This window comes from Necropsobacter rosorum, assembly GCF_964241405.1.
In the GTDB taxonomy this organism is placed as follows: Bacteria; Pseudomonadota; Gammaproteobacteria; order Enterobacterales; family Pasteurellaceae; genus Necropsobacter; species Necropsobacter rosorum.
The window spans coordinates 321,272-341,670 of record NZ_CAXSXF010000002.1; the positions used below are offsets into that span (position 1 = coordinate 321,272).

Sequence of the window (20,399 nt, forward strand, 5' to 3'; positions counted from 1 at the left end):
AAAAGTGCGGTAGAATTTTGAGAAGTTTTTTATAAATCTCACTGCTTATCTTTCAGACGGCCTAAAAAACTTGTTCAAAATCTACCGCACTTTTTGTTGCAATTAACGATAAATCTCACACAGCCATTTCACCATCGCAGGATCACGGTGGCTGAAAAACAGGCTCTGTTTTTGATCCAGCGTAGCGATTTGAGTTAGTTGTTCATCGCTTAACGTGAAATCAAAAATATCGGCGTTTTCCAGTACGCGGCTTGGCGTAACGGATTTCGGAATCACCGCAATGCCGCGCTGATTAAGCCAACGCAAAATCACTTGGGCGACGGATTTGCCGTGCGCTTGGGCGATGTCGGTTAAAATCGGATTGTGGAAAATATCGTTTTTACCTTCGGCGAAACTTGCCCAAGATTGTTGCACAATGCCGTGTGCTTGGTGGAATGCCAATTCTTCTTCACGTTGATAAAACGGGTGCGTTTCAATCTGATTGACCGCAGGCACAATCTCAAAATGCGCCATTAAATCGGCCAGGCGGTCGGGGTAAAAATTGCTGACGCCAATGGCGCGGATTTTGCCGGCGTTGTACAGTTCTTCCATCGCCCGCCATTCACCGTACACATCGCCATAAGGTTGATGAATTAAATATAAATCAAGGTAATCCAAGCCTAATTTAGCAAGCGATTGTTCAAAATCCTGTTTGGTTTGTTCGTAGCCTTGTCCGCGTATCCATTGTTTAGTGGTGACAAAAATGTCTTCGCGTGCAATGCCACTTTCTTTAATCGCTTGACCCACTTGTTCTTCATTAAAGTAGCCTTGGGCGGTGTCAATCAAGCGGTAACCCGAATGCAGGGCATTTAATACCGCTTGTTTGGTTGCTTCGGCAGGGATTTGATACACGCCGAAGCCGACCATCGGCATTTCTACGCCGTTGTTTAATTGGATTGTTTTCATTCTTTTTTCCTTATGCGTTTTGCGATTTGATCTCACGACTTTCGCTAATCATAAAATTGGCAATGCGTTTGGCAATCAACCATTTGCCGTCTTGTTTAACGTAACTGTCTTGATAACGCACGCTGTGGTCGTGCAAAATCTGTTTGCCGTCTTGTTCGCCAACCAATTTCACCGCACAATAATTGATGGCTTCGGCTTCAGTTTCACTACGGAAAGTAACCGTATGCTGACCGTTTAAATGATAAACGCTGTGAAATTGTGCTAAATAGCTGCTGAATACGTGTTCAATTTCTGCTTTACCTTTGGCTTCAGCAAATAATTGACCACCGATATAAGTGTTTACTTGCGCGTTTTCGGTAAATAATGCCATTTGTTCGGCAACGCGTTTTTCATCGGCTAAATTGGAAAAGGTATCCACCAAATCTTTTAAGGCTTGGCGTTCAATCAGTTGAGTTAAAAAGTTATTTTGCATTTTTGTGTTCCTTTATTGTTTTAACGCACCGTATTTATAGGCTGCCGTTACGCCGCCATCCATTAAAATATCGCTACCGCTGATATAACTCGCGTTAAATAAAAATTCTGCCAATGCGCCGATTTCATCCGGTGTGCCGCCACGTTTAGCTGGGGATTTGGCCAGCATATTACGGTAGAATTCGCCTCGTTCTGCGCTGGTTAATTCATCATAAGCCAACGGCGTATAAACAATCCCGGCACTGATACAATTAATGCGCGCACCACGTTCGCCCCATTTAACCGCTTCGGCAATCACGCGCAAGGCATTGCCACGTTTGGCGATTTGATAGGCTTTTAGGCTGTCGTCAATGGGTTGCACAAAATCTAGTTGCAACAACTCTTCAGCCGGCAATGTAGCCAAGGCATCGGCTTGTGCTTGGCTCAACTCGTCCACTGCTAAACGATGGCTGGATTGCGAGCCGATAACAACCGCCGAACCACCTTCGGCAATCACTTGACCAAACTCTTCAAAAACAACTGCCGCACCGTATAAATCGACTTTTAAAATAGCTTGCGCAGAGGCTTGTGAGGGGGATAATCCGGCGGTTAATACCACACCTTTCACCGCACCTAATTCTCCCGCCTGTTTGGCTAACATTGCCACCGAATGACGCTCACTCACATCCACGCTTGCCGTACTGACAGTAAAACCGCTTTGACGCAAAATTTGAGCGGCGGTTTCAGCATTTTCTGATTTGATATCCGCCAATAAAATTGATTTGCCCACACCGATACGGCGCACAATCGCCTGTGCAATCGCCCCACTGCCAATGGCAACAATAATTTCTTGATGAGTATTTTTCATTTCTTTGCTCCTATTTAAACTTTGGCAATACCAATACTTTGGCGAATGCCTAATTGTTCGTTTTGCACCAATTTGAGAATAAAATCGGCAATGCTTTTGCGTGAAACGCTATGTCCTTTAAAAGTTTCGCCTTTGTAAGTCAAGGCGTAATCCACTTCCGAACCGTTGGTAAACCACGCAGGGCGTAACACGGTAAAATCTAAATCCGATTGCTCAATCACTGCGGCTGACTCACGGTACGGCACTAAAATCGCACCGTGATTTTCGCCCGTTTCGCCGTAAATTCCCATTGAACTGATAAAAATCAAACGCTTAACGTTGTTTTCTTGCATTGCTTGTACGATATTGTGCGCCATGGTTTTCAGGTTGCCTGAAAGCCCGGCGTAAACCACATTTTGCCCGCGCATCACCGCCGTTAATTGGGCGATATTTAACACATCGCCCTCGACAATCTGCACCCGTTCGCCGGCAAATTGGCGTACCGAATCGGCATGACGAACAAACAGGGTTAAATGATATTCGGGGTGATGCAATAACACCGGAATAACCTGTTTGGCAAGGCTGCCGCTTGCGCCTAACATTAAGATATTTTTCATGTTGCTTTCCTGTTGTTGATTGATGCGGCCTATTATAGGGAAACGGAATTCATTTGATTAGTAGGTTAATTTTGATTAAAGTCATGAGATAAATTCATTAAACAGGCAAATTTATCACCACAACGGAGCACAAAATGAAAGAAAACCTCAATGATTTGCGCGCCTTTATTTTGGTGGCGAAAACGGGCAGTTTTACCAAAGCGGCGGCGCAAATGGGCGTGTCGCAATCGGCGTTGAGCCACAGTATTCGCGGTATTGAAGAGCGGTTGCAAATCAAGCTGTTCCACCGTACCACGCGCAGCATTTCCACTACCGAAGCCGGCGAGCAGCTTTATCAGCGTTTGTCGCCGCTGTTTGACGATATTGATAAAGAAGTCAATGAGTTAAGTACATTTCGCAATGCGGTCAGCGGCAGTTTGCGGATTAACGGCAACGAACACGTTTTCCGTTATGTGCTGAATGAAAAACTGGCGCAATTTATGCAGGCTTATCCCGAAGTGCATTTGGATTTGGTGGCGGAAGATCGTTTTATTGATATTGTGGCGGAGCGCTTTGATGCGGGTATTCGGCTCGGGCATAACGTTGCTAAAGATATGATTGCGCTGCGCATTTCAGACGATCTGCAAATGTGCACCGCCGCCGGCCCCGCTTATTTAGCCAAACACGGCACGCCCAAAACGCCTTACGATTTAACCGAACATCAATGTTTGCTGCACCGTTTGCCCACCCGCGGCGGCAATATGGTGTGGGAATTTCGGGATCCCAAAAACGTAAAACATATCGTCAAAATCCAACCGCAGGGGCGTTTTACAACCAATCAGGGGTTCTTGCATAAACATTATGCCGTAAACGGTTTGGGCATTTTGTGGACTCCGCAGGATATGATTGAGCAGGAAATCGCCGACGGCAAACTGATCCCGATTTTGACCGATTGGAAGATGAGCTACGAAGGTTATCATCTTTATTACCCTAACCGCCGCCAGAATTCGCCGTTGTTTCGGGCATTAGTGGAAGCGTTGAGAGCGTAAAAGTGCGGTGGAATTTGCCATAGTTTTTGCCCATTCCGCCGCAACAACATCAGCTCACCTTAAATAAATGTATTACCACGGCGCAACATCGCCCACCGCAATCGGCGCTACACGACGCTTGCCGGATAAAACGGAATGGTTCATGAGTAAACAATTCGCTATGACGAAGTTGGAAAAGTTGCTAACTGATGCTGAAATGGTGTTAAATAGGCTTTCTATCCCATGACATACTATTCCGGAGACCCCATGATTAGACCTGCAAAAGCCGATGATATCGCCCGTATCGCCGAGCTGTTATATCAAGTTCACGCCGTTCACGTTGACGCGCGCCCCGATATTTTTCAGGCGGGCAAACGCAAATACGGCGACGAAGAAATTTTAGCCTTGCTGGCAGACGACCAAAAACCGATTTTTGTTTATGAAGACGAAAACGGCACGCTGCAAGGTTATGCGTTCTGTATTTACCAGATTACGCAAGGCGTTCCGGCGCTATTTGATCGTAAAGTGCTGTACATTGACGATCTCTGCGTGGATGCGTCACAACGCGGCAAGAAAATCGGCGAGCAGCTGTACCGGTATGTGGTGGAATTTGCCAAAGCCAACGCATGTGACAGCGTGACGCTCCACGTTTGGAACGACAACCAAGGCGCATTCCGTTTCTACCAACGCTTAGGACTTGAGCCGTTAAAAACCTTGATGGAACAGAAGCTGTAAAAAAGTGCGGTGGAATTTGCCACAGTTTTCGCCCATTCCGCCGCTTAGTATTTATTCCGTGCCGCTTTCTTCCAGCTCGTCCGCCATGGCGGATAATATGTCGGTGGAAAGGCGGGCCAGTGAACGATAAAAAGGCAAGGCGGCCTTGGCCTCCACCAGCGGCAGGAATTTGGTGGCGCACGGCAGCAGAAAATGTTCGAACAAGGCTTTTTGTGCGCTGAGAGAATCCAGATTATCTTCGATCCAAGAGGCGGTGAGAAAAACGAAGGAAAAACGATCCGCACTTTCCGCCGCCGGCATTCCGCGCTGCGCCCGGAAGTCAACAAATTCGGCGACATCCAGCCCGTAGGCGGAGAGAGTCGGGCTGACCTGCGGATGTTCACCGCCGAACAAACGCTGATATTCTTTTTCCAACGCCGATAAATCCAGCGGCATTTGAAGGCTGTCCAGCGCTTGTCGGCTTTGCGCATCGGTTTCCAACGCCCAGACCCGGCTTAAGCCTTTTTGCCGCAACCAGATAAAAACTTCCGCCAGTACGGGATCCTGCGGGGCGCGGGCAAATAAATTACCGAACAGACGGCTGATTAACGAAAAATGATTTAACTGATGTTCAACGTGCATGCTCGCCTTTCCCTTGTGTTGCGCGGCTTGCAAGTGCGGTCAGATTTTGTCGCGTTATTTGCGCGGCGTCCTCAAGCAGCAATTGGCGCGCGTGCCGATCGATAATATGAATATCGCCGAACAGCTTATGCTGAATATCGGTAATGCCGCAATAATTAAACAATCCGTTAACCAGACAATCGCATAAGGATTGCGCAAAACCCAGTTTCTGATATTTTTCCACATTATTGCCGATGGTTATAAAATGCTGCATTTTTTTCCCCTGCAGCAGACCGACTGAGGTGCCGTTTTCCGTTTTATAGGCGAAACCGTGGCTTAACACTCTGTCCAGATACCCTTTCAAAATGGCCGGGAAACCCATCCACCATAAAGGATAAACCAGCGTAATCAGATCGGCGGCGCTAATCAGCTGTTGTTCGGCGCGGATTTCCGCCGGTGTGATCCCCCGGTTGGCGGCCTGCAATTCCGTCCAGCTCAAAACGGGATTAAACGCCAGCCGATAGAGATCGCGCGTGACGGTGTCAATCCCCGCCTCGCAACTGGCGTTCACTACCGTGTCGAAAATCGCTTTATTAAAACTTTGCTCACCGTTCGGGTGAGCCAAAATAACCAAATGATTCATTTTATTTTTCCACTTTGCGTACAAATAAGGTGATGCCTTCCACCCGCTGAACTTCAACGATGTCGCCGCGCTGCAAGCCGCGTCCCTGAATGCGCCAGGTAGTATCGCCGAACGCACCGCGTCCGATACCGTTTTCGCCGATGTCACGTACCGCGCCGCGCATGCCAAGCATGGCGTGATCGCGCTGATTTAAAGAGGTTTTCGCCTGATCGGCACGGTCTTTGCCGTGCTGATATTTCCACCAGAGTAAACTGAGCATGATCGCCAGTACCGCATAACAAATAACGGCAACCGTCGGGGATAAAGGTATCAGCGCCACAACGCCCGCCAATACCAGCGCCGCTAATCCCCACCACAGCAAAAACACGCCCGGCAGCAGCAGTTCCGCAATCAGCAAACCGAAGCCCAGCACCAGCCAGTGCCATACCGTCCAACTCATCAACCATTGCATCCTATCGCACCTTTTACATTGATAAACCGATTTAATCCGATAAGCGCGCCGCAAAGACAGGCATTCTGTCGTTTTCAGCGTGCTTTATCGGATCCCTCTACCTGTCGGATAATTACTTTTTATCGCCTTTCAGTAATTCGGCAATCCCCGCCACCGAGCCGATAAGATTGCCGGCTTCCAGCGGCATCAGCACCACTTTACTGTTATTGGACGCGCCGATGTCTTTCAGCGCTTCGGTGTATTTCTGGGCGATAAAATAGTTAATCGCTTTAGTATCGCCGTCGGCAATGGCTTGCGAAACCATTTGCGTGGCTTTGGCTTCCGCCTGCGCCGCACGTTCGCGCGCTTCGGCCTGTAAAAAGGCTTCCTGACGCTCCCCTTCCGCTTTCAGGATGCGGGATTGTTTTTCCCCTTCGGCGCGCAGAATCTCGGCCTGACGCACACCTTCCGCTTCCAGAATATCCGCCCGTTTATTCCGTTCCGCTTTCATTTGCGCATTCATCGCCGCAATCAGTTCATGCGGCGGCCGCACATCGCGGATTTCGATACGGGTCACTTTAATGCCCCACGGGTTCGTCGCTTCATCCACAATCGCCAGCAAACGGCCGTTGATGTTATCGCGCTGCGACAGCATTTCGTCCAGCTCCATCGAGCCTAAAACGGTACGGATGTTAGTCATGGTCAGATTAATGATCGCCTGCTCCAGATGATTCACCTCATAAGCGGCGCGGCGCGCGTCGATCACCTGCACGAAACACACCGCATCAATGGAAACATTAGCGTTATCTTTGGAAATCACTTCCTGCGAAGGAATATCCAAAACCTGTTCCATCATGTTGATCTTGCGCCCGACCCGATCAATAAAAGGCACGACGAAATTTAATCCCGGCGTTAAGGTGCGGGTATAACGTCCGAAACGTTCAATCGTCCAGTGATAGCCTTGCGGCACGGTTTTTAAGGTTGAATACAGTACAAAAACGACCAGTAAGACAAAAATAATCGTCGCTACGGGCATACCGTCCAGATATTCCATGTTGTTCTCCTTTTTCAGCTAAAATTAACAAAAGTCTAACAAATCAGACCGCACTTTGTATATACTGATAACCGTCATTTTTAGCAATAAATTCAAATAAATGCGTAATACAATCCGGTGCGTCCTGATCCTGATGGGAAACAAACAGCAACTGGGTTTCACTGTTGTTCACCAATTGTTCGATAAAGTGCTTAACCAGTTTACGGTTCACGCCGTCCAGCCCTTGCAGGGGTTCGTCTAAAATCAGCAGCGGCGGATGTTTCACCATGGCGCGGGTAATCAATAGTAAACGCTGCTGACCCCAAGACAGCGAACGGAACGGGCGGTTGGCAAGCGCGCCAAGATTTAAACGCGTCAACCATTGCATCGCCTTAATCCGCAATGCATCGGGCACTGCCTGATACACGCCGATACTGTCGAAAAAACCGGAAATGATCACATCGGCGACGGAACAATTCACCCGATAATCCATGTGCAGCTGGCTGCTGACATAACCGATGCGGCGTTTAATCTCCCAGATGGTTTCGCCGCTGCCGCGCTGCCGGCCGAATAGCACCACATGATTGGCATAGGCTTGCGGGTGATCGCCGGTAATAATGGATAGCAAAGTGGATTTTCCCGCCCCGTTCGGGCCTTTAATCCACCAGTTTTGCTTCGGTTTTACCGTCCAGTTTAAATGATCCAGAATGATTTTATCGCCGTATCGAATACACACCTCTTTCAATTCGACGCGCGCAGCCTCCGGATCCAACGGAACCAACGGTGTCGCCGGTGCAGGCAAGGGCGCATCAACGGCGCTTTGCGCATAGCATAATTGCTGATAAATGCTCTGCGCTTCCAACTGACGACGTTCTCCCTGCAAGATCAGCTCGCCGTTATCCAAAATCGCCAGATGATCCGCCTCGGGCGGAATATCGCTGAAACGGTTGATAATCAATACCAGCGCCATTTGCCCGCGCAACGTGGCCAGCAATTCGCACCAGTCCGCCACTGACTGCACATCCAGCCCGGCGAACGGTTCGTCCAGAATCAGCAAATCCGGCGCTTGCACCAATGCCTGACATAACAGAACCTTGCGGCTTTCGCCGGTGGAAAGCTGAATAAACGGGCGCGCCAAAAGTGCGGTAATTTTCAACTGATTTGCGTAATATTGACAACGTTCGTCCTGATCCGACCCGTTTAAAATCACCTGTTTGGCGCTTTTACCGAAATCATCGGGGCTGACGCAATCATTGTTGCGATCCTTAAAGGTTTGCTCAATGATACGCTGCTGTTTCTCAAAAGACAGGCAGGCAACGGAGCGAAAAGTATTCCGATATTCTCCGCGCCGTAAAGGAAAAGCGCCCTGCAAAGCCAGAGACAGCGCAGTTTTGCCGCTGCCGTTATTGCCGACTACCGCCCAAAAGCTATGGGCTTGGATCGTCAGTTCGTTAATGGTTAAACCGTGATGCGAACTTAACTGAAATACTCCGTCGTGAATGTTGATCATCCTGTTTTCTCCGATAAAAAAAGCGGATATCAACCCGCTTTTATCCCAGACTACAGCATCGCTTATACGCTGCGCTTTTCTTCCGCCATGCAGACCGCTGCGGTAAACACCACGTCGGTGGAGGAATTTAACGCGGTTTCCGCCGAATCCTGTAATACGCCGATAATAAAACCGACACCGATAACCTGCGCAGCAATATCGTTCGGAATACCGAACAGGCTACACGCCAGCGGAATAAGCAATAACGAACCGCCGGCCACCCCGGAAGCGCCGCAGCCGCACAAACTTGCGACGACACTTAATAAAATCGCCGTCGGTACGGAAACATTAATGCCCAACGTATTTACCGCCGCCAGCGTCAGCACCGTAACGGTAATGGCGGCACCCGCCATATTAATGGTCGCCCCTAACGGAATGGAAACCGAATAGGTTTCTTCATCTAAATTCAAACGCTTCGCCAGTTCCATATTGACCGGAATATTGGCGGCCGAACTGCGGGTTAAAAACGCAGTCAGACCGCTTTCGCGCACACAGGTCCAGACTAACGGATACGGATTGGAACGGGTTTTCCAGAAAACCAGAACCGGATTGACCACAAATGCGGTAAACAGCATGGAACCGATTAACACCACCAACAGTTGCGCATAATCCAGCAATGCCGACAAACCTTTATCCGCCAATGTGGACGCCACCAGACCGAACACCCCGAACGGCGCCAAGGTAATAATAAAATGTACGATTTTTGAAATGCCTTCGGAAAAGTCATTCATCACCGTTTTGGTCGTATCCGACGCGTGGCGCAACACGATGCCGAGCGCAATAGCCCATGCCAGAATACCAATAAAGTTAGCATTAAATAATGCCGCCAGCGGGTTGTCCACCGCATTTAAAAATAATGTACTCAACACCTCGGCGATATTTCCCGGCGGGGATAATTCGCCCTCGTGAGTGACCAGCGAAATCGTAGTCGGCAGCATAAAACTGGCGACAACCGCCGTTAACGCCGCTAAAAAGGTGCCCAGCAGATACAGCACCACAATTGATTTCATATTGCTTTTGGTGCCGATGCGCTTATTGGCGATGGCGGCGATCACCAAAACGAAAACCAAGATCGGTGCGATAGCACGCAGCGAGCGCACAAAAATGGTGCCTAAAAAGGCCACATTGTCGGCAAGGCTGAAACCAAGCGAAGGTTCTAACGCCGGCGAAACCAAGGCAACGATTAAACCTAACACCAGACCGATCGAAATACGTTTAATAAGACTTCCATGAAAAAATAATGAGTAGAGACGAGATGTATTCATAATAATTAATAACTATATTGATATTCCGGCTGACTTGCCGTTAAACTTCGGACCACCGCACAGTGATCCCCCGAGCGAAATAAAGATAGCGCAAATCCAATATAAAGCAAATATGAAATAGCAGATTTATCTTAAATTTTCTTCTATTTATTAAACGTAACGATAAATTTCAGGATTAAATTTAGAAATTATTTATACCGCAAAAAATTATTCATCACCCTATTGACTTACTGTATATAACAACAGTAATATTAACTGTACAAATTCACAGTAATTTATAACGAGGTATATGATGAGTTATGTCAATAACACGATGGCGCAACGCGATAACACTTATTCCTATCGTCCTATGCCGTTTTATGATGATTCCGCTCGCCGCCCGCTGACATTCAATAAAAAGCTGGATTTAAACCTTTATTGTATCAAACGTCCGCAGCAAACCTGTTTCATTCAAGTGACCAATCCGAATATGCTGGCATGGGGAATTGAAGCCGGCGACATGCTTGTGGTGGAAAAAAGCGATAACTTGTCTGTCGGCGATCTGGTGGTGCTGGAGCTGGAGCACACATTCCAGATTTATGAATTTGTCGCCCATAATAATGATAAATATATTTTCTTTCCGTTAGACGCCAAAATGAAAACAATAAAAACCCGGCACTGGAACGCGTTACCTATCGTCGGCGTAGTTACTAACAGCATACATCAAATGAAACCGAGAAATACCCTGCAATTTGTGGCCTGAGGCGCAACAAAAAAGTGCGGTAAAAAAACACTGAGTTTTTTAACCGCACTTCCGACTGTGAATAATATTTTTATAAAACCCGCCGCGATTGGGTATAGGTTCGGCTCCAATAACTTTCGTCCAGTGAGCTTATCATCACGCCGTTTTTGGTACTTGCGTGCATAAACCGGTTGTTGCCGATATAAATACCCACATGGCGGTTAGAACGGAAGAAAACCAAATCGCCTAACTGTAATTCGCTTTTCTGCACCTTTCTGCCCACATGACGCTGTTCCGCCGTCGAACGCGGCAAGTCAATGCCATAAGCCTTGGCGAAAGCAGTTTGAGTAAATCCGGAACAGTCAATACCAAGTTTACTTAAACCGCCTAAACGATAACGCGTCCCGACCCATTCCCGATATACCTCGGACAGCTGCTTATCCATCACGGCGGAATATTGATGAGGTCGATTGGTTTTTAAATTTCCGATCAGTGTAGTGAGTTGAGCATCGTCACGTTCGTCAACGGAAACGTTCCTTTGCGTATTTGAACAGGCGGTCAGCAATCCCAGCCCGGCAATCATGACTATTTTTTTCAGCATAAGTTTACAATCTAAATAACTTTAAAAAAACACTGCCCGGATAGTACAGAAATTTTAGTTAAATAGCCAGCTTTTCTTTGTTTTTTTGCCGTTTTTGCGATCCTGATCGCTTTTTTTATGAAAAAATCTATAAAAAAGCCTTTCTATTAATAGAAAGGCTTGATGACGGCAAGCGCAAAAATTATTTTTTCTTCGCTTTCGGATTCGGTAAATCGGTAATCGAACCTTCAAACACTTCCGCCGCTAAGCCGACGGATTCGTGCAATGTCGGGTGCGCATGAATGGTTAACGCCAGATCTTCCGCATCACAACCCATTTCGATCGCCAGCCCGATTTCGCCTAATAATTCACCACCGTTGGTACCGACAATCGCACCGCCGATAATACGGTGACTGTCTTTATCAAAGATAAGTTTGGTCAGACCGTCGGCACAATCGGAAGCGATTGCCCGGCCAGATGCCGCCCAAGGGAATTTGGCCACTTCATAATTAAGCCCTTCCGCCTTACATTCTTTCTCGGTTTTACCCACCCAAGCCACTTCCGGTTCGGTATAGGCAATTGACGGAATCACCTTCGGATCAAAGTAATGTTTTTTGCCTGCGATCACTTCAGCGGCAACATGACCTTCATGAACGCCTTTGTGCGCCAGCATCGGCTGGCCGACAATATCACCGATGGCAAAAATGTGCGGTACATTGGTGCGCATTTGTTTATCGGTACGGATAAAGCCGCGGTCATCCACTTCCACACCGGCAACCGGCGCATCAATCAGTTTACCGTTCGGCGTACGACCGATTGCCACCAACACCGCATCATAACGACGGGTTTCGTTCGCCGCTTTTCCTTCCATCGAAACGTAAATACCGTCTTGTTTAGCTTCAACCGCCGTCACTTTGGTTTCCAGCAACAAATTGAATTTTTTCTCAATGCGTTTGGTATAAATCTGAACGATGTCTTTATCCGCCGCCGGGATAACCTGATCAAACATTTCCACCACATCAATGTTTGAACCCAGCGCATGATATACCGTTCCCATTTCCAGACCGATAATACCGCCGCCCATGATCAACAGGTTTTGCGGCACTTCTTTCAGTTTCAGGGCATCGGTAGAATCCCAAATGCGCGGATCTTCGTGCGGAATAAACGGTAATTGAATCGGACGGGAACCCGCCGCAATAATTGCGTTATCAAACGTAATGGTGGTTTCGCCTTCCTCGCCGGCAACAATAATGGTATTCGGGCCGGAAAATTTACCGTAGCCGTTGACAACCTGCACTTTACGCATTTTCGCCATACCGGCCAAGCCGCCGGTCAGCTGGTTAATCACTTTTTCTTTCCAACCGCGGATTTTTTCCACGTCGGTACTCGGTTCGCCGAACACGATACCGTGTGCCGCCAAGGCTTTCGCTTCTTCGATCACTTTGGCCACATGCAGCAACGCTTTGGACGGAATACAGCCCACGTTTAAGCAAACACCGCCTAAAGTGGAATAACGCTCGACGATAACGGTGTCCAATCCAAGGTCAGCACAACGGAACGCGGCAGAATAACCGGCCGGTCCCGCACCAAGTACAACAACTTGTGTTTTAATTTCTTTATTCATCTCTTACCTCGTTAAAACTCTGCGATTTTCCACCGCACTTTTATGGCGGCGTTCCCTTAAGAGCAACGCCGCGCCACATTGATTACATGACTAAACGACGCAGATCGCTTAGCACGCCATTAATAAAGGTAATAAATCTCGCGCCGTCCGCACCGTCGATCACGCGGTGATCATAAGACAGGGACAACGGCAACATTAAGCGCGGAGTGAAATCTTTACCATTCCAAACCGGTGTCATTTCGGAGCGGGAAACCCCTAAAATCGCAACTTCAGGCGCATTGACGATCGGCGTGAAATGCGTTCCACCGATACCGCCCAGACTGGAAATGGTAAAACAGCCGCCCTGCATATCGGACGCGGTGAGCTTACCGGCGCGCGCTTTTTTGGAAATTTCCGCCAGCTCACGCGACAGTTCGATAATCCCTTTCTTGTTCACATCCTTGAACACCGGCACCACTAAACCGTTCGGCGTATCCACCGCCACCCCGATATTCACATATTTTTTCAGGGTTAACCGCTGACCGTCTTCGGAAATCGAACTGTTGAAACGCGGATACGCTTCCAGCGCTTTGGCGGCCGCTTTCATAATAAACACTAACGGAGTGATTTTCACATCCAGTTTTTGTTTTTCCGCCAGCTGGTTTTGTTCCTTACGGAATTTTTCCAATTCGGTGATATCCGCTTTATCCCACTGCGTTACATGCGGGATCATGACCCAGTTGCGGTGCAGGTTGGCACCGGAAATCTTCTGGATACGACCTAATTCCACTTCTTCGGTTTCGCCGAATTTGCTGAAATCCACTTTCGGCCACGGTAATAAACCCAATCCAGCGCCATTTGCGCCGCCCGCTGCCGGTGCGGAAGCCACCGCCCCGCTTTCCACCGCTTTAATTGCGGCTTTCACATAAGCCTGTACGTCTTCTTTCAGAATACGGCCTTTACGTCCGGTGCCTTTCACTTTATCCAGATTGACACCGAATTCGCGCGCTAAACGACGCACCACCGGTGTCGCATGAGCATAAGTTGCGCCGGTACCGACTTCATCCTGGCTTGCCGCCGGCTGTGCCGCGGCAGGTTGCGTTGCGGCAGCAGGTGCGGTGGTTTTTTCTTCTGTTTTCGCCGCCGCTGCCGGTGCGGCGCCCTGCACTTCAAAGCGCATAATTAATGAACCGGTTGACACTTTATCGCCGGATTTCACCAGAATTTCTTTCACTACGCCGGCAAACGGCGCCGGTACTTCCATCGACGCCTTATCGCCTTCCACCGTAATCAAAGATTGTTCTTCCGTTACGCTGTCGCCGACCGTCACCATAATTTCAGTCACGTTAACTTCATCACCGCCGATATCCGGTACTTCCACATCTTTCACCGCACTTGCGCCCGTCGGCTGTGCGACGGCGGCAGGTTCCGTCGCAGCAGAATCCTGCGCTGCCGCTTCGCCTTCCGCTTCAAATTTCATAATCAATGTGCCGGTAGAGACTTTATCACCGACCTTGATAAGAATCTCTTTTACCACGCCGGCAATCGGTGCCGGTACTTCCATTGAGGCTTTGTCGCCTTCGACATTGATAATGGACTGCTCCGCGGCGACACGATCCCCGACTTGCACCAGAATCTCGGTCACATTAACTTCATCGCCGCCGATATCCGGTACATTAACGTCAACCACCGCACCGCCTTTGCCCGCAGCTGGCGCCGCTGCTTTCGGTTGTTCGGCCGCCGTTTGTTGCGCCGCTTCTCCCGCTTCCAATATAAACATCGGCGTGCCGGTTGACACTTTATCACCCACTTTCACCAATACTTCTTTGATGACGCCGGCTTCCGGGGAAGGCACTTCCATTGAGGCTTTATCCCCTTCCACATTGATCACGCTTTGATCTACCGCAACGCTATCGCCCGCTTTAACCATCACTTCCGTTACGGTGACTTCATCACTACCGATATCCGGGATTTGAATTTCTTTTGACATATTGCTTTTTTCCTCTGAGCGCGCCCTTTTCGCCTGAGACGCAAAGAGCGCCGTTTAATTACGCGTAAAGCGGATTGATTTTCTCTGCATCAATACCGTATTTTTCAATTGCCTGTGCAACTACTTGGCTATCCAGCGTACCCTGTTTTACCAGCTCGGCTAACGCCGCCACGACAACATAATGGGCATTGACTTCAAAATGTTCGCGCAGGTTTTCACGGCTGTCGGAACGACCGAAACCGTCCGTACCCAACACGCGGTAAGTTTGTGCCGGAATATAAGCGCGCACTTGTTCAGCAAACAGTTTCATATAGTCGGTTGCCGCCACCGCCGGCGCATCATTCATCACCTGTGCGATATAAGGCACTTTGGCTTGCTGTGCCGGATGCAGCAGATTCCAGCGTTCAACATCCGCACCGTCACGCGCCAGTTCGGTGAACGACGGTACGCTATACACATCAGAGGTTACGCCGTATTCATCGGCCAGTAATTTCGCTGCTTCACGCACATGACGCAAAATCGCTCCCGAGCCTAACAGCTGAATGTGTCCTTTGCCCTGACCGGTCACGGTTTCGAATTTATAGATACCTTTACGGATACCCTCTTCCGCCCCTTTCGGCATAGCCGGCTGATCATAGGTTTCGTTGAGAGTGGTGATGTAGTAATACACATCTTCCTGTTCCGGACCGTACATACGACGCACACCGTCCTGTACAATTACGGCCACTTCAAAGGCAAACGCCGGATCATAAGACACACAGCTTGGAATCACTAAAGACTGAATATGGCTGTGACCGTCTTCATGCTGTAATCCTTCGCCGTTCAGCGTCGTACGACCGGAGGTTCCGCCGATCATAAAGCCGCGCGCACGCTGGTCGCCCGCCGCCCACATTAAATCGCCCACGCGCTGGAAACCGAACATGGAATAATACACGAAGAACGGGATCATCGGCACATCGTTAGTCGAATATGAGGTGGCGGCCGCTAACCAGGATGCCGTTGCGCCCAGCTCATTAATTCCTTCCTGCAATACCTGACCGTCGATAGATTCACGATAATATGCCACCTGTTCGCGGTCCTGCGGGATATAGTTTTGGCCGAACGGGTTGTAGATACCGATTTGGCGGAACAGACCTTCCATCCCGAAAGTGCGGGCTTCATCGGCAATAATCGGTACGATATGTTTGCCGACCGATTTGTTTTTCAATAATACATTCAGGGAACGGACAAAGGCCATCGTGGTGGAAATCGGACGGGATTGCTGTTCAAACAACTGTGCGAAATCCTCCAACGGCGGCACTTCAAGCGCCTGACTGAAACGTTTTGCACGGGTCGGCAGATAACCGTTCAGTGCCTGACGGCGTTCATGCAGATATTTGTACTCTTCCGAATCTTTCGCAAAGGTAATATACGGCAATTTTTCGATATCTTCATCGGCAACGGCGATATTGAAACGATCACGAACATGTCTCACGCCGGACATATCCATTTTCTTCACTTGGTGTGCGATGTTTTTGCCTTCCGCCGCTTCACCCATGCCGTAACCTTTGATGGTTTTCAGCAAAATAACCACCGGTTTGTCTTTAACCTGTTTCGCTTTATTAAACGCCGCAAATACTTTTAACGGATCATGGCCGCCGCGATTTAACGCCCAGATTTCATCATCGGTCATTTCCGCCACCAGCGCTTCAGTTTCAGGATAGCGGCCGAAGAAATGTTTACGCACATAGGCGCCGTCTTTGGATTTCAGGGTCTGGTAATCACCGTCCACCACTTCCATCATCAGCTGCAATAATTTACCCGACGTATCACGTTGTAATAGACGATCCCAACGACGTCCCCAAATCACTTTGATCACTTCCCAGCCGGCGCCGTTGAACTGGCCTTCCAGCTCCTGAATAATTTTACCGTTACCGGTTACCGGGCCGTCCAGACGTTGCAGGTTACAGTTAATCACAAAGATCAGATTATCCAGTTTTTCGCGTGCTGCAAAGGCAATCGCACCGCGGGATTCCACTTCGTCCATTTCACCGTCGCCCAAAAATGCGTACACGGTTTGATCAGCGGTATCTTTTAAGCCGCGATGATGTAAATATTTTAAGAAACGCGCCTGATAAATAGCGTTGAGAGGCCCAAGCCCCATGGATACGGTCGGAAACTGCCAGAATTCCGGCATTAATTTCGGATGAGGATAAGAAGGAAGCCCTTTACCGTGAGTTTCCTGACGGAAGTTATCCAGCTGTTCTTCGGTCAGACGGCCTTCAACAAACGCACGGGCATAAATTCCCGGCGAAATATGCCCTTGGAAAAAGACTAAATCACCGCCGTTTTTCTCATTGCGTGCTTTAAAGAAATGGTTGAAACAGACTTCATAAATCGTGGCGGAAGATTGGAAAGACGACATATGACCGCCCAATTCCAAATCCTTTTTCGATGCTCTTAATACCATCATAATCGCATTCCAGCGGATTGCACCGCGGATACGACGTTCTAAATCTAAATTGCCCGGGTAATTCGGTTCTTCCGAAGCCGGAATCGTATTAATATAATCAGTCGTCACGCCGCTCGGCAAAGAAACCGCGTTAGCGCGCGCGTGTTGCATTAATTGCTCGATAATAAACTGCGCTCTTTCCACGCCTTCTTCACGAATTACTGAATCGATCGCAAGTAACCAATCGCTGGTTTCGATCGGATCTACGTCATTTCTTAAAATCTCTGACATAGCCTTTTCCTTATTTGTTAATTTAAAGTTATGTTTAATTTTCAATCCAAAATTAAACGCCGGGTAGATAACAAAATGCTTTGAATTTGATGTGCCGGTATTTTACAGCCATCGGCATACATTTACAAATCTTTAACAAATTTAGTAAATGTTATTAAATTTTTTGAAAGAAAGATAGTGCTTTTTTGCGACAAAAGACTAAAAACCGATCTTTGAACGCGGAAGATAGTTTTATTTTGATAAATGATTAAATTTTTGACCGCACTTTTGTTCCGCCGCACAATGACTGCGAAGGGGTTTTATCATTGTGCGCGGTAATAAAAAAGCCCATCCGTTCGAATGAGCTTTTTTTATCTTCGTCGTCCTATTTTTTCAGGACTAATACGACGGATTCTCCGGCAACCACTTCGCCGGTTTTTTTATCCATACTGCTGATTTCGTCCATATTGGAGATCACCACCGGAGTCAATACGGATTTCGCTTTCGTTTCCAGTAATGCCAAATCGAATTCAATTACGGTATCACCCCGTTTTACCGATTGACCTTCCTGCGCCACACGGGTAAAACCTTCACCTTTCAGTTCGACAGTATCAATACCGAAATGAACGAACAATTCGACGCCTTCTTTTGACTCCATTGAAAACGCATGATTGGTTTCAAAAATTTTACCAATCACACCGTCCACCGGCGCAACGATTTTATTACCGGTAGGGCGAATTGCGACACCGTCACCGACAATTTTTTCTGAAAATACGACATCAGGCACATCTTCAATGTTAACGATCTCGCCGGAAAGCGGCGCATAAATCGTCACATCGACAGCTTTATTGTCTTTTGAACCGAATAGTTTATCGAAAAAGCCCATTTTTAGTCTCCTACTAGTGAATGTTTGAGCTATTCTAGCGCAAAAATTTCACAATTGGTATCTAGTTTAACGCTTTTTCAGCTAAAAAATCGGCAACCAGCTGTTCAATATCCGCGGTCGTCGGCTGTTGCAGCGCTTTATCAGCCAATTCTTTTGCGTCCTGATAATTGACGTTACGGATTAATTTCTTAATCCGCGGTACGGAAATCGCACTCATACTGAATTCATCCAGCCCCATACCGAGCAACAGTAACGTCGCTCTTTCATCGCCGGCCAGCTCACCGCACATACCGGTCCATTTGCCTTCCGCATGTGAGGCGTCAATTACCTGTTTGATTAAATTCAGTACCGACGGCGCCATCGGATTGTACAAATGGGAAATCAATTCATTGCCGCGGTCAACCGCTAAGGTATATTGCGTTAAATCGTTGGTACCGATACTGAAAAAGTCCACTTCTTTCGCCAGGAATTTCGCATTCACCGCCGCCGACGGTGTTTCCACCATCACGCCGATCTGAATGTCTTCGTTAAAGGCTTTCCCTTCATCGCGCAATTGCTGTTTCAGCTGTTCGATGACCGATTTTAATTCGCGGATTTCTTCGACGGAAATGATCATCGGGAACATGACCGCCAGATTACCGAAGGCGGAAGCGCGTAACACCGCGCGCAGCTGGGCATGTAAAATCTCGCGACGATCCATCGCAATACGGATCGCACGCCAGCCGAGAAACGGATTCATCTCTTTCGGAAGGTTCAGATACGGTAATTCTTTATCGCCGCCGATATCCATAGTACGCAGCACCACAATCCGCCCGTTCATGGATTCGACCACTTCTTTATAAGCGATAAACTGTTCTTCTTCGCTCGGTAACTGGTCGCGATCCATAAATAAAAATTCGGTACGATATAAACCGACCCCTTCCGCACCGTTGCGATCGGCGCCTTCCACATCACGGATAGTGCCGATATTGGCCACCACATCCACGCGCCGGCCGTCTAATGTCAACGCCGGTAAATCTTTTAATTTCGCCAGTTCCGCTTTTTCTTCAGCCAACTGCGCCTGCAAGGCTTTAAAGCGATCGATTTGTTCCTGCGTCGGATTGACATAAACCTGATTATTTACCGCATCCAGAATCAAATAATCGCCGGTATTAACCAGCTGCGTCACATTATTGGTTCCGACAATCGCCGGCAATTCCAGTGAACGGGCCATAATCGACGTATGCGATGTTCTGCCGCCGATATCGGTAATAAAACCCAATACCTTATCCAGATTCAGCTGCGCGGTTTCAGAAGGCGTCAGATCATAGGCGACCAGAATAGCTTCTTCACTGATATCGCCCAAATCGACAATATTCATACCAAGAATATTTCTGATTAAACGATTACCGATATCACGAATATCGCCGGCACGTTCTTTCAAATATTCATCGTCGATTTCCGACAGCATCTCAACCTGCTGATCGATAACCTTACTCGCCGCCACGCCGGCATTAACTTTATTCGTACGCAGATAATCGATAATTTCTTCTTCTAATTCTTCATCTTCAAGAATCATCAGGTGGCCTTCAAAAATCGCCGCCTTTTCCTCACCTAATGAGGCGTAAGCTCTGTCTTTAATGGCGGTTAACTGCTCAATGGCCGCGGTTCTGCCCTGATAAAAACGCGCAATTTCCGCCTCGATCTGATCCTCTTTAATTTTCTGCGTATCGAGAACGATCTTTTCTTCTTTTAACACCAACGCTTTACCAAAAACAACGCCCGGCGATGCTGGAATACCTGAAATCATATGTAACC

19 protein-coding genes are annotated in these 20,399 nt (G+C 48.1%); 3 read left to right on the forward strand and 16 right to left on the reverse strand.

The features are described 5' to 3' along the window. Window positions 1-102 precede the first annotated feature (102 nt). From ACESOH_RS05485 to ACESOH_RS05500, 4 genes are read right to left on the reverse strand one after another with little or no spacing between them, the layout of a single operon-like run. Window positions 103-945, reverse strand: coding sequence for an aldo/keto reductase (locus tag ACESOH_RS05485; protein WP_373100233.1), 843 nt, complete (start codon window positions 943-945; stop codon window positions 103-105). 10 nt (window positions 946-955) lie between these two features. Further along, complete coding sequence (locus tag ACESOH_RS05490) at window positions 956-1,417, reverse strand: nuclear transport factor 2 family protein (protein WP_373100234.1); 462 nt, start codon at window positions 1,415-1,417, stop codon at window positions 956-958. Window positions 1,418-1,429: 12 nt separating this feature from the next. Beyond that, window positions 1,430-2,263, reverse strand: a complete 834-nt coding sequence (locus tag ACESOH_RS05495) for an SDR family oxidoreductase (RefSeq protein WP_373100235.1) — start codon at window positions 2,261-2,263, stop codon at window positions 1,430-1,432. A gap of 14 nt (window positions 2,264-2,277) precedes the next feature. Then, entirely contained in the window at window positions 2,278-2,859 is a 582-nt protein-coding gene (locus ACESOH_RS05500) for an NAD(P)H-binding protein (protein WP_373100237.1), read from the reverse strand. Between the two features lie 134 nt (window positions 2,860-2,993). On the opposite strand from ACESOH_RS05500, the gene ACESOH_RS05505 reads away from it, so the two are divergent. Both ACESOH_RS05505 and ACESOH_RS05510 read left to right on the forward strand, forming a co-directional pair. After that, the gene (locus tag ACESOH_RS05505; protein WP_373100238.1) at window positions 2,994-3,887 is read left to right on the forward strand and encodes a LysR family transcriptional regulator; all 894 of its coding nucleotides are present in this window, start codon (window positions 2,994-2,996) and stop codon (window positions 3,885-3,887) included. Window positions 3,888-4,133: 246 nt separating this feature from the next. After that, the gene (locus ACESOH_RS05510) at window positions 4,134-4,601 is read left to right on the forward strand and encodes a GNAT family N-acetyltransferase (protein WP_373100240.1); all 468 of its coding nucleotides are present in this window, start codon (window positions 4,134-4,136) and stop codon (window positions 4,599-4,601) included. A gap of 51 nt (window positions 4,602-4,652) precedes the next feature. Here the strand turns inward: ACESOH_RS05510 and ACESOH_RS05515 are convergent, their stop codons facing one another. The 6 genes from ACESOH_RS05515 to sstT all read right to left on the reverse strand — a co-directional run bounded on the left by ACESOH_RS05515 (window position 4,653) and on the right by sstT (window position 10,121). Continuing rightward, complete coding sequence (locus tag ACESOH_RS05515; protein WP_373100241.1) at window positions 4,653-5,222, reverse strand: TorD/DmsD family molecular chaperone; 570 nt, start codon at window positions 5,220-5,222, stop codon at window positions 4,653-4,655. Continuing rightward, entirely contained in the window at window positions 5,212-5,844 is a 633-nt protein-coding gene (locus ACESOH_RS05520) for an NAD(P)H-dependent oxidoreductase (protein ID WP_373100243.1), read from the reverse strand. Before ACESOH_RS05520 ends, ACESOH_RS05515 begins: the two co-directional genes overlap by 11 nt. A 1-nt stretch (window position 5,845) precedes the next feature. Beyond that, window positions 5,846-6,295: an NfeD family protein gene (locus ACESOH_RS05525; RefSeq protein WP_373100245.1), complete on the reverse strand. Its 450-nt coding sequence runs from the start codon at window positions 6,293-6,295 to the stop codon at window positions 5,846-5,848. Between the two features lie 112 nt (window positions 6,296-6,407). Beyond that, window positions 6,408-7,328: an SPFH domain-containing protein gene (locus ACESOH_RS05530; RefSeq protein WP_032092855.1), complete on the reverse strand. Its 921-nt coding sequence runs from the start codon at window positions 7,326-7,328 to the stop codon at window positions 6,408-6,410. A 43-nt stretch (window positions 7,329-7,371) separates the two neighbouring features. Beyond that, window positions 7,372-8,817: a molybdate ABC transporter ATP-binding protein ModF gene (modF, locus tag ACESOH_RS05535; protein WP_373100248.1), complete on the reverse strand. Its 1,446-nt coding sequence runs from the start codon at window positions 8,815-8,817 to the stop codon at window positions 7,372-7,374. A 62-nt stretch (window positions 8,818-8,879) separates the two neighbouring features. Further along, window positions 8,880-10,121 carry a serine/threonine transporter SstT gene (sstT, locus tag ACESOH_RS05540; protein WP_373100249.1) on the reverse strand — a complete coding sequence of 414 codons (1,242 nt, stop codon included), beginning with the start codon at window positions 10,119-10,121 and terminating at the stop codon, window positions 8,880-8,882. 292 nt (window positions 10,122-10,413) lie between these two features. Here sstT and ACESOH_RS05545 point away from each other — a divergent pair, with 292 nt between their 5' ends. Further along, the gene (locus ACESOH_RS05545; protein WP_373100427.1) at window positions 10,414-10,863 is read left to right on the forward strand and encodes a LexA family protein; all 450 of its coding nucleotides are present in this window, start codon (window positions 10,414-10,416) and stop codon (window positions 10,861-10,863) included. 70 nt (window positions 10,864-10,933) lie between these two features. On the opposite strand, the gene ACESOH_RS05550 is transcribed toward ACESOH_RS05545, so the two are convergent. From ACESOH_RS05550 to ptsI, 6 genes are all read right to left on the reverse strand, one after another. Continuing rightward, the gene (locus ACESOH_RS05550) at window positions 10,934-11,443 is read right to left on the reverse strand and encodes an NlpC/P60 family protein (RefSeq protein WP_373100251.1); all 510 of its coding nucleotides are present in this window, start codon (window positions 11,441-11,443) and stop codon (window positions 10,934-10,936) included. Between the two features lie 181 nt (window positions 11,444-11,624). Then, window positions 11,625-13,046, reverse strand: a complete 1,422-nt coding sequence (gene lpdA / locus ACESOH_RS05555) for a dihydrolipoyl dehydrogenase (protein ID WP_032092860.1) — start codon at window positions 13,044-13,046, stop codon at window positions 11,625-11,627. Window positions 13,047-13,128: 82 nt separating this feature from the next. Then, complete coding sequence (aceF, locus tag ACESOH_RS05560) at window positions 13,129-15,015, reverse strand: pyruvate dehydrogenase complex dihydrolipoyllysine-residue acetyltransferase (RefSeq protein ID WP_373100253.1); 1,887 nt, start codon at window positions 15,013-15,015, stop codon at window positions 13,129-13,131. A 58-nt stretch (window positions 15,016-15,073) separates the two neighbouring features. Beyond that, window positions 15,074-17,737, reverse strand: a complete 2,664-nt coding sequence (gene aceE, locus ACESOH_RS05565; protein ID WP_373100255.1) for a pyruvate dehydrogenase (acetyl-transferring), homodimeric type — start codon at window positions 17,735-17,737, stop codon at window positions 15,074-15,076. 364 nt (window positions 17,738-18,101) lie between these two features. Continuing rightward, the gene (crr, locus tag ACESOH_RS05570) at window positions 18,102-18,602 is read right to left on the reverse strand and encodes a PTS glucose transporter subunit IIA (RefSeq protein WP_032092863.1); all 501 of its coding nucleotides are present in this window, start codon (window positions 18,600-18,602) and stop codon (window positions 18,102-18,104) included. A 61-nt stretch (window positions 18,603-18,663) separates the two neighbouring features. Then, entirely contained in the window at window positions 18,664-20,391 is a 1,728-nt protein-coding gene (gene ptsI, locus ACESOH_RS05575) for a phosphoenolpyruvate-protein phosphotransferase PtsI (RefSeq protein WP_373100257.1), read from the reverse strand. Window positions 20,392-20,399: the final 8 nt, after the last annotated feature.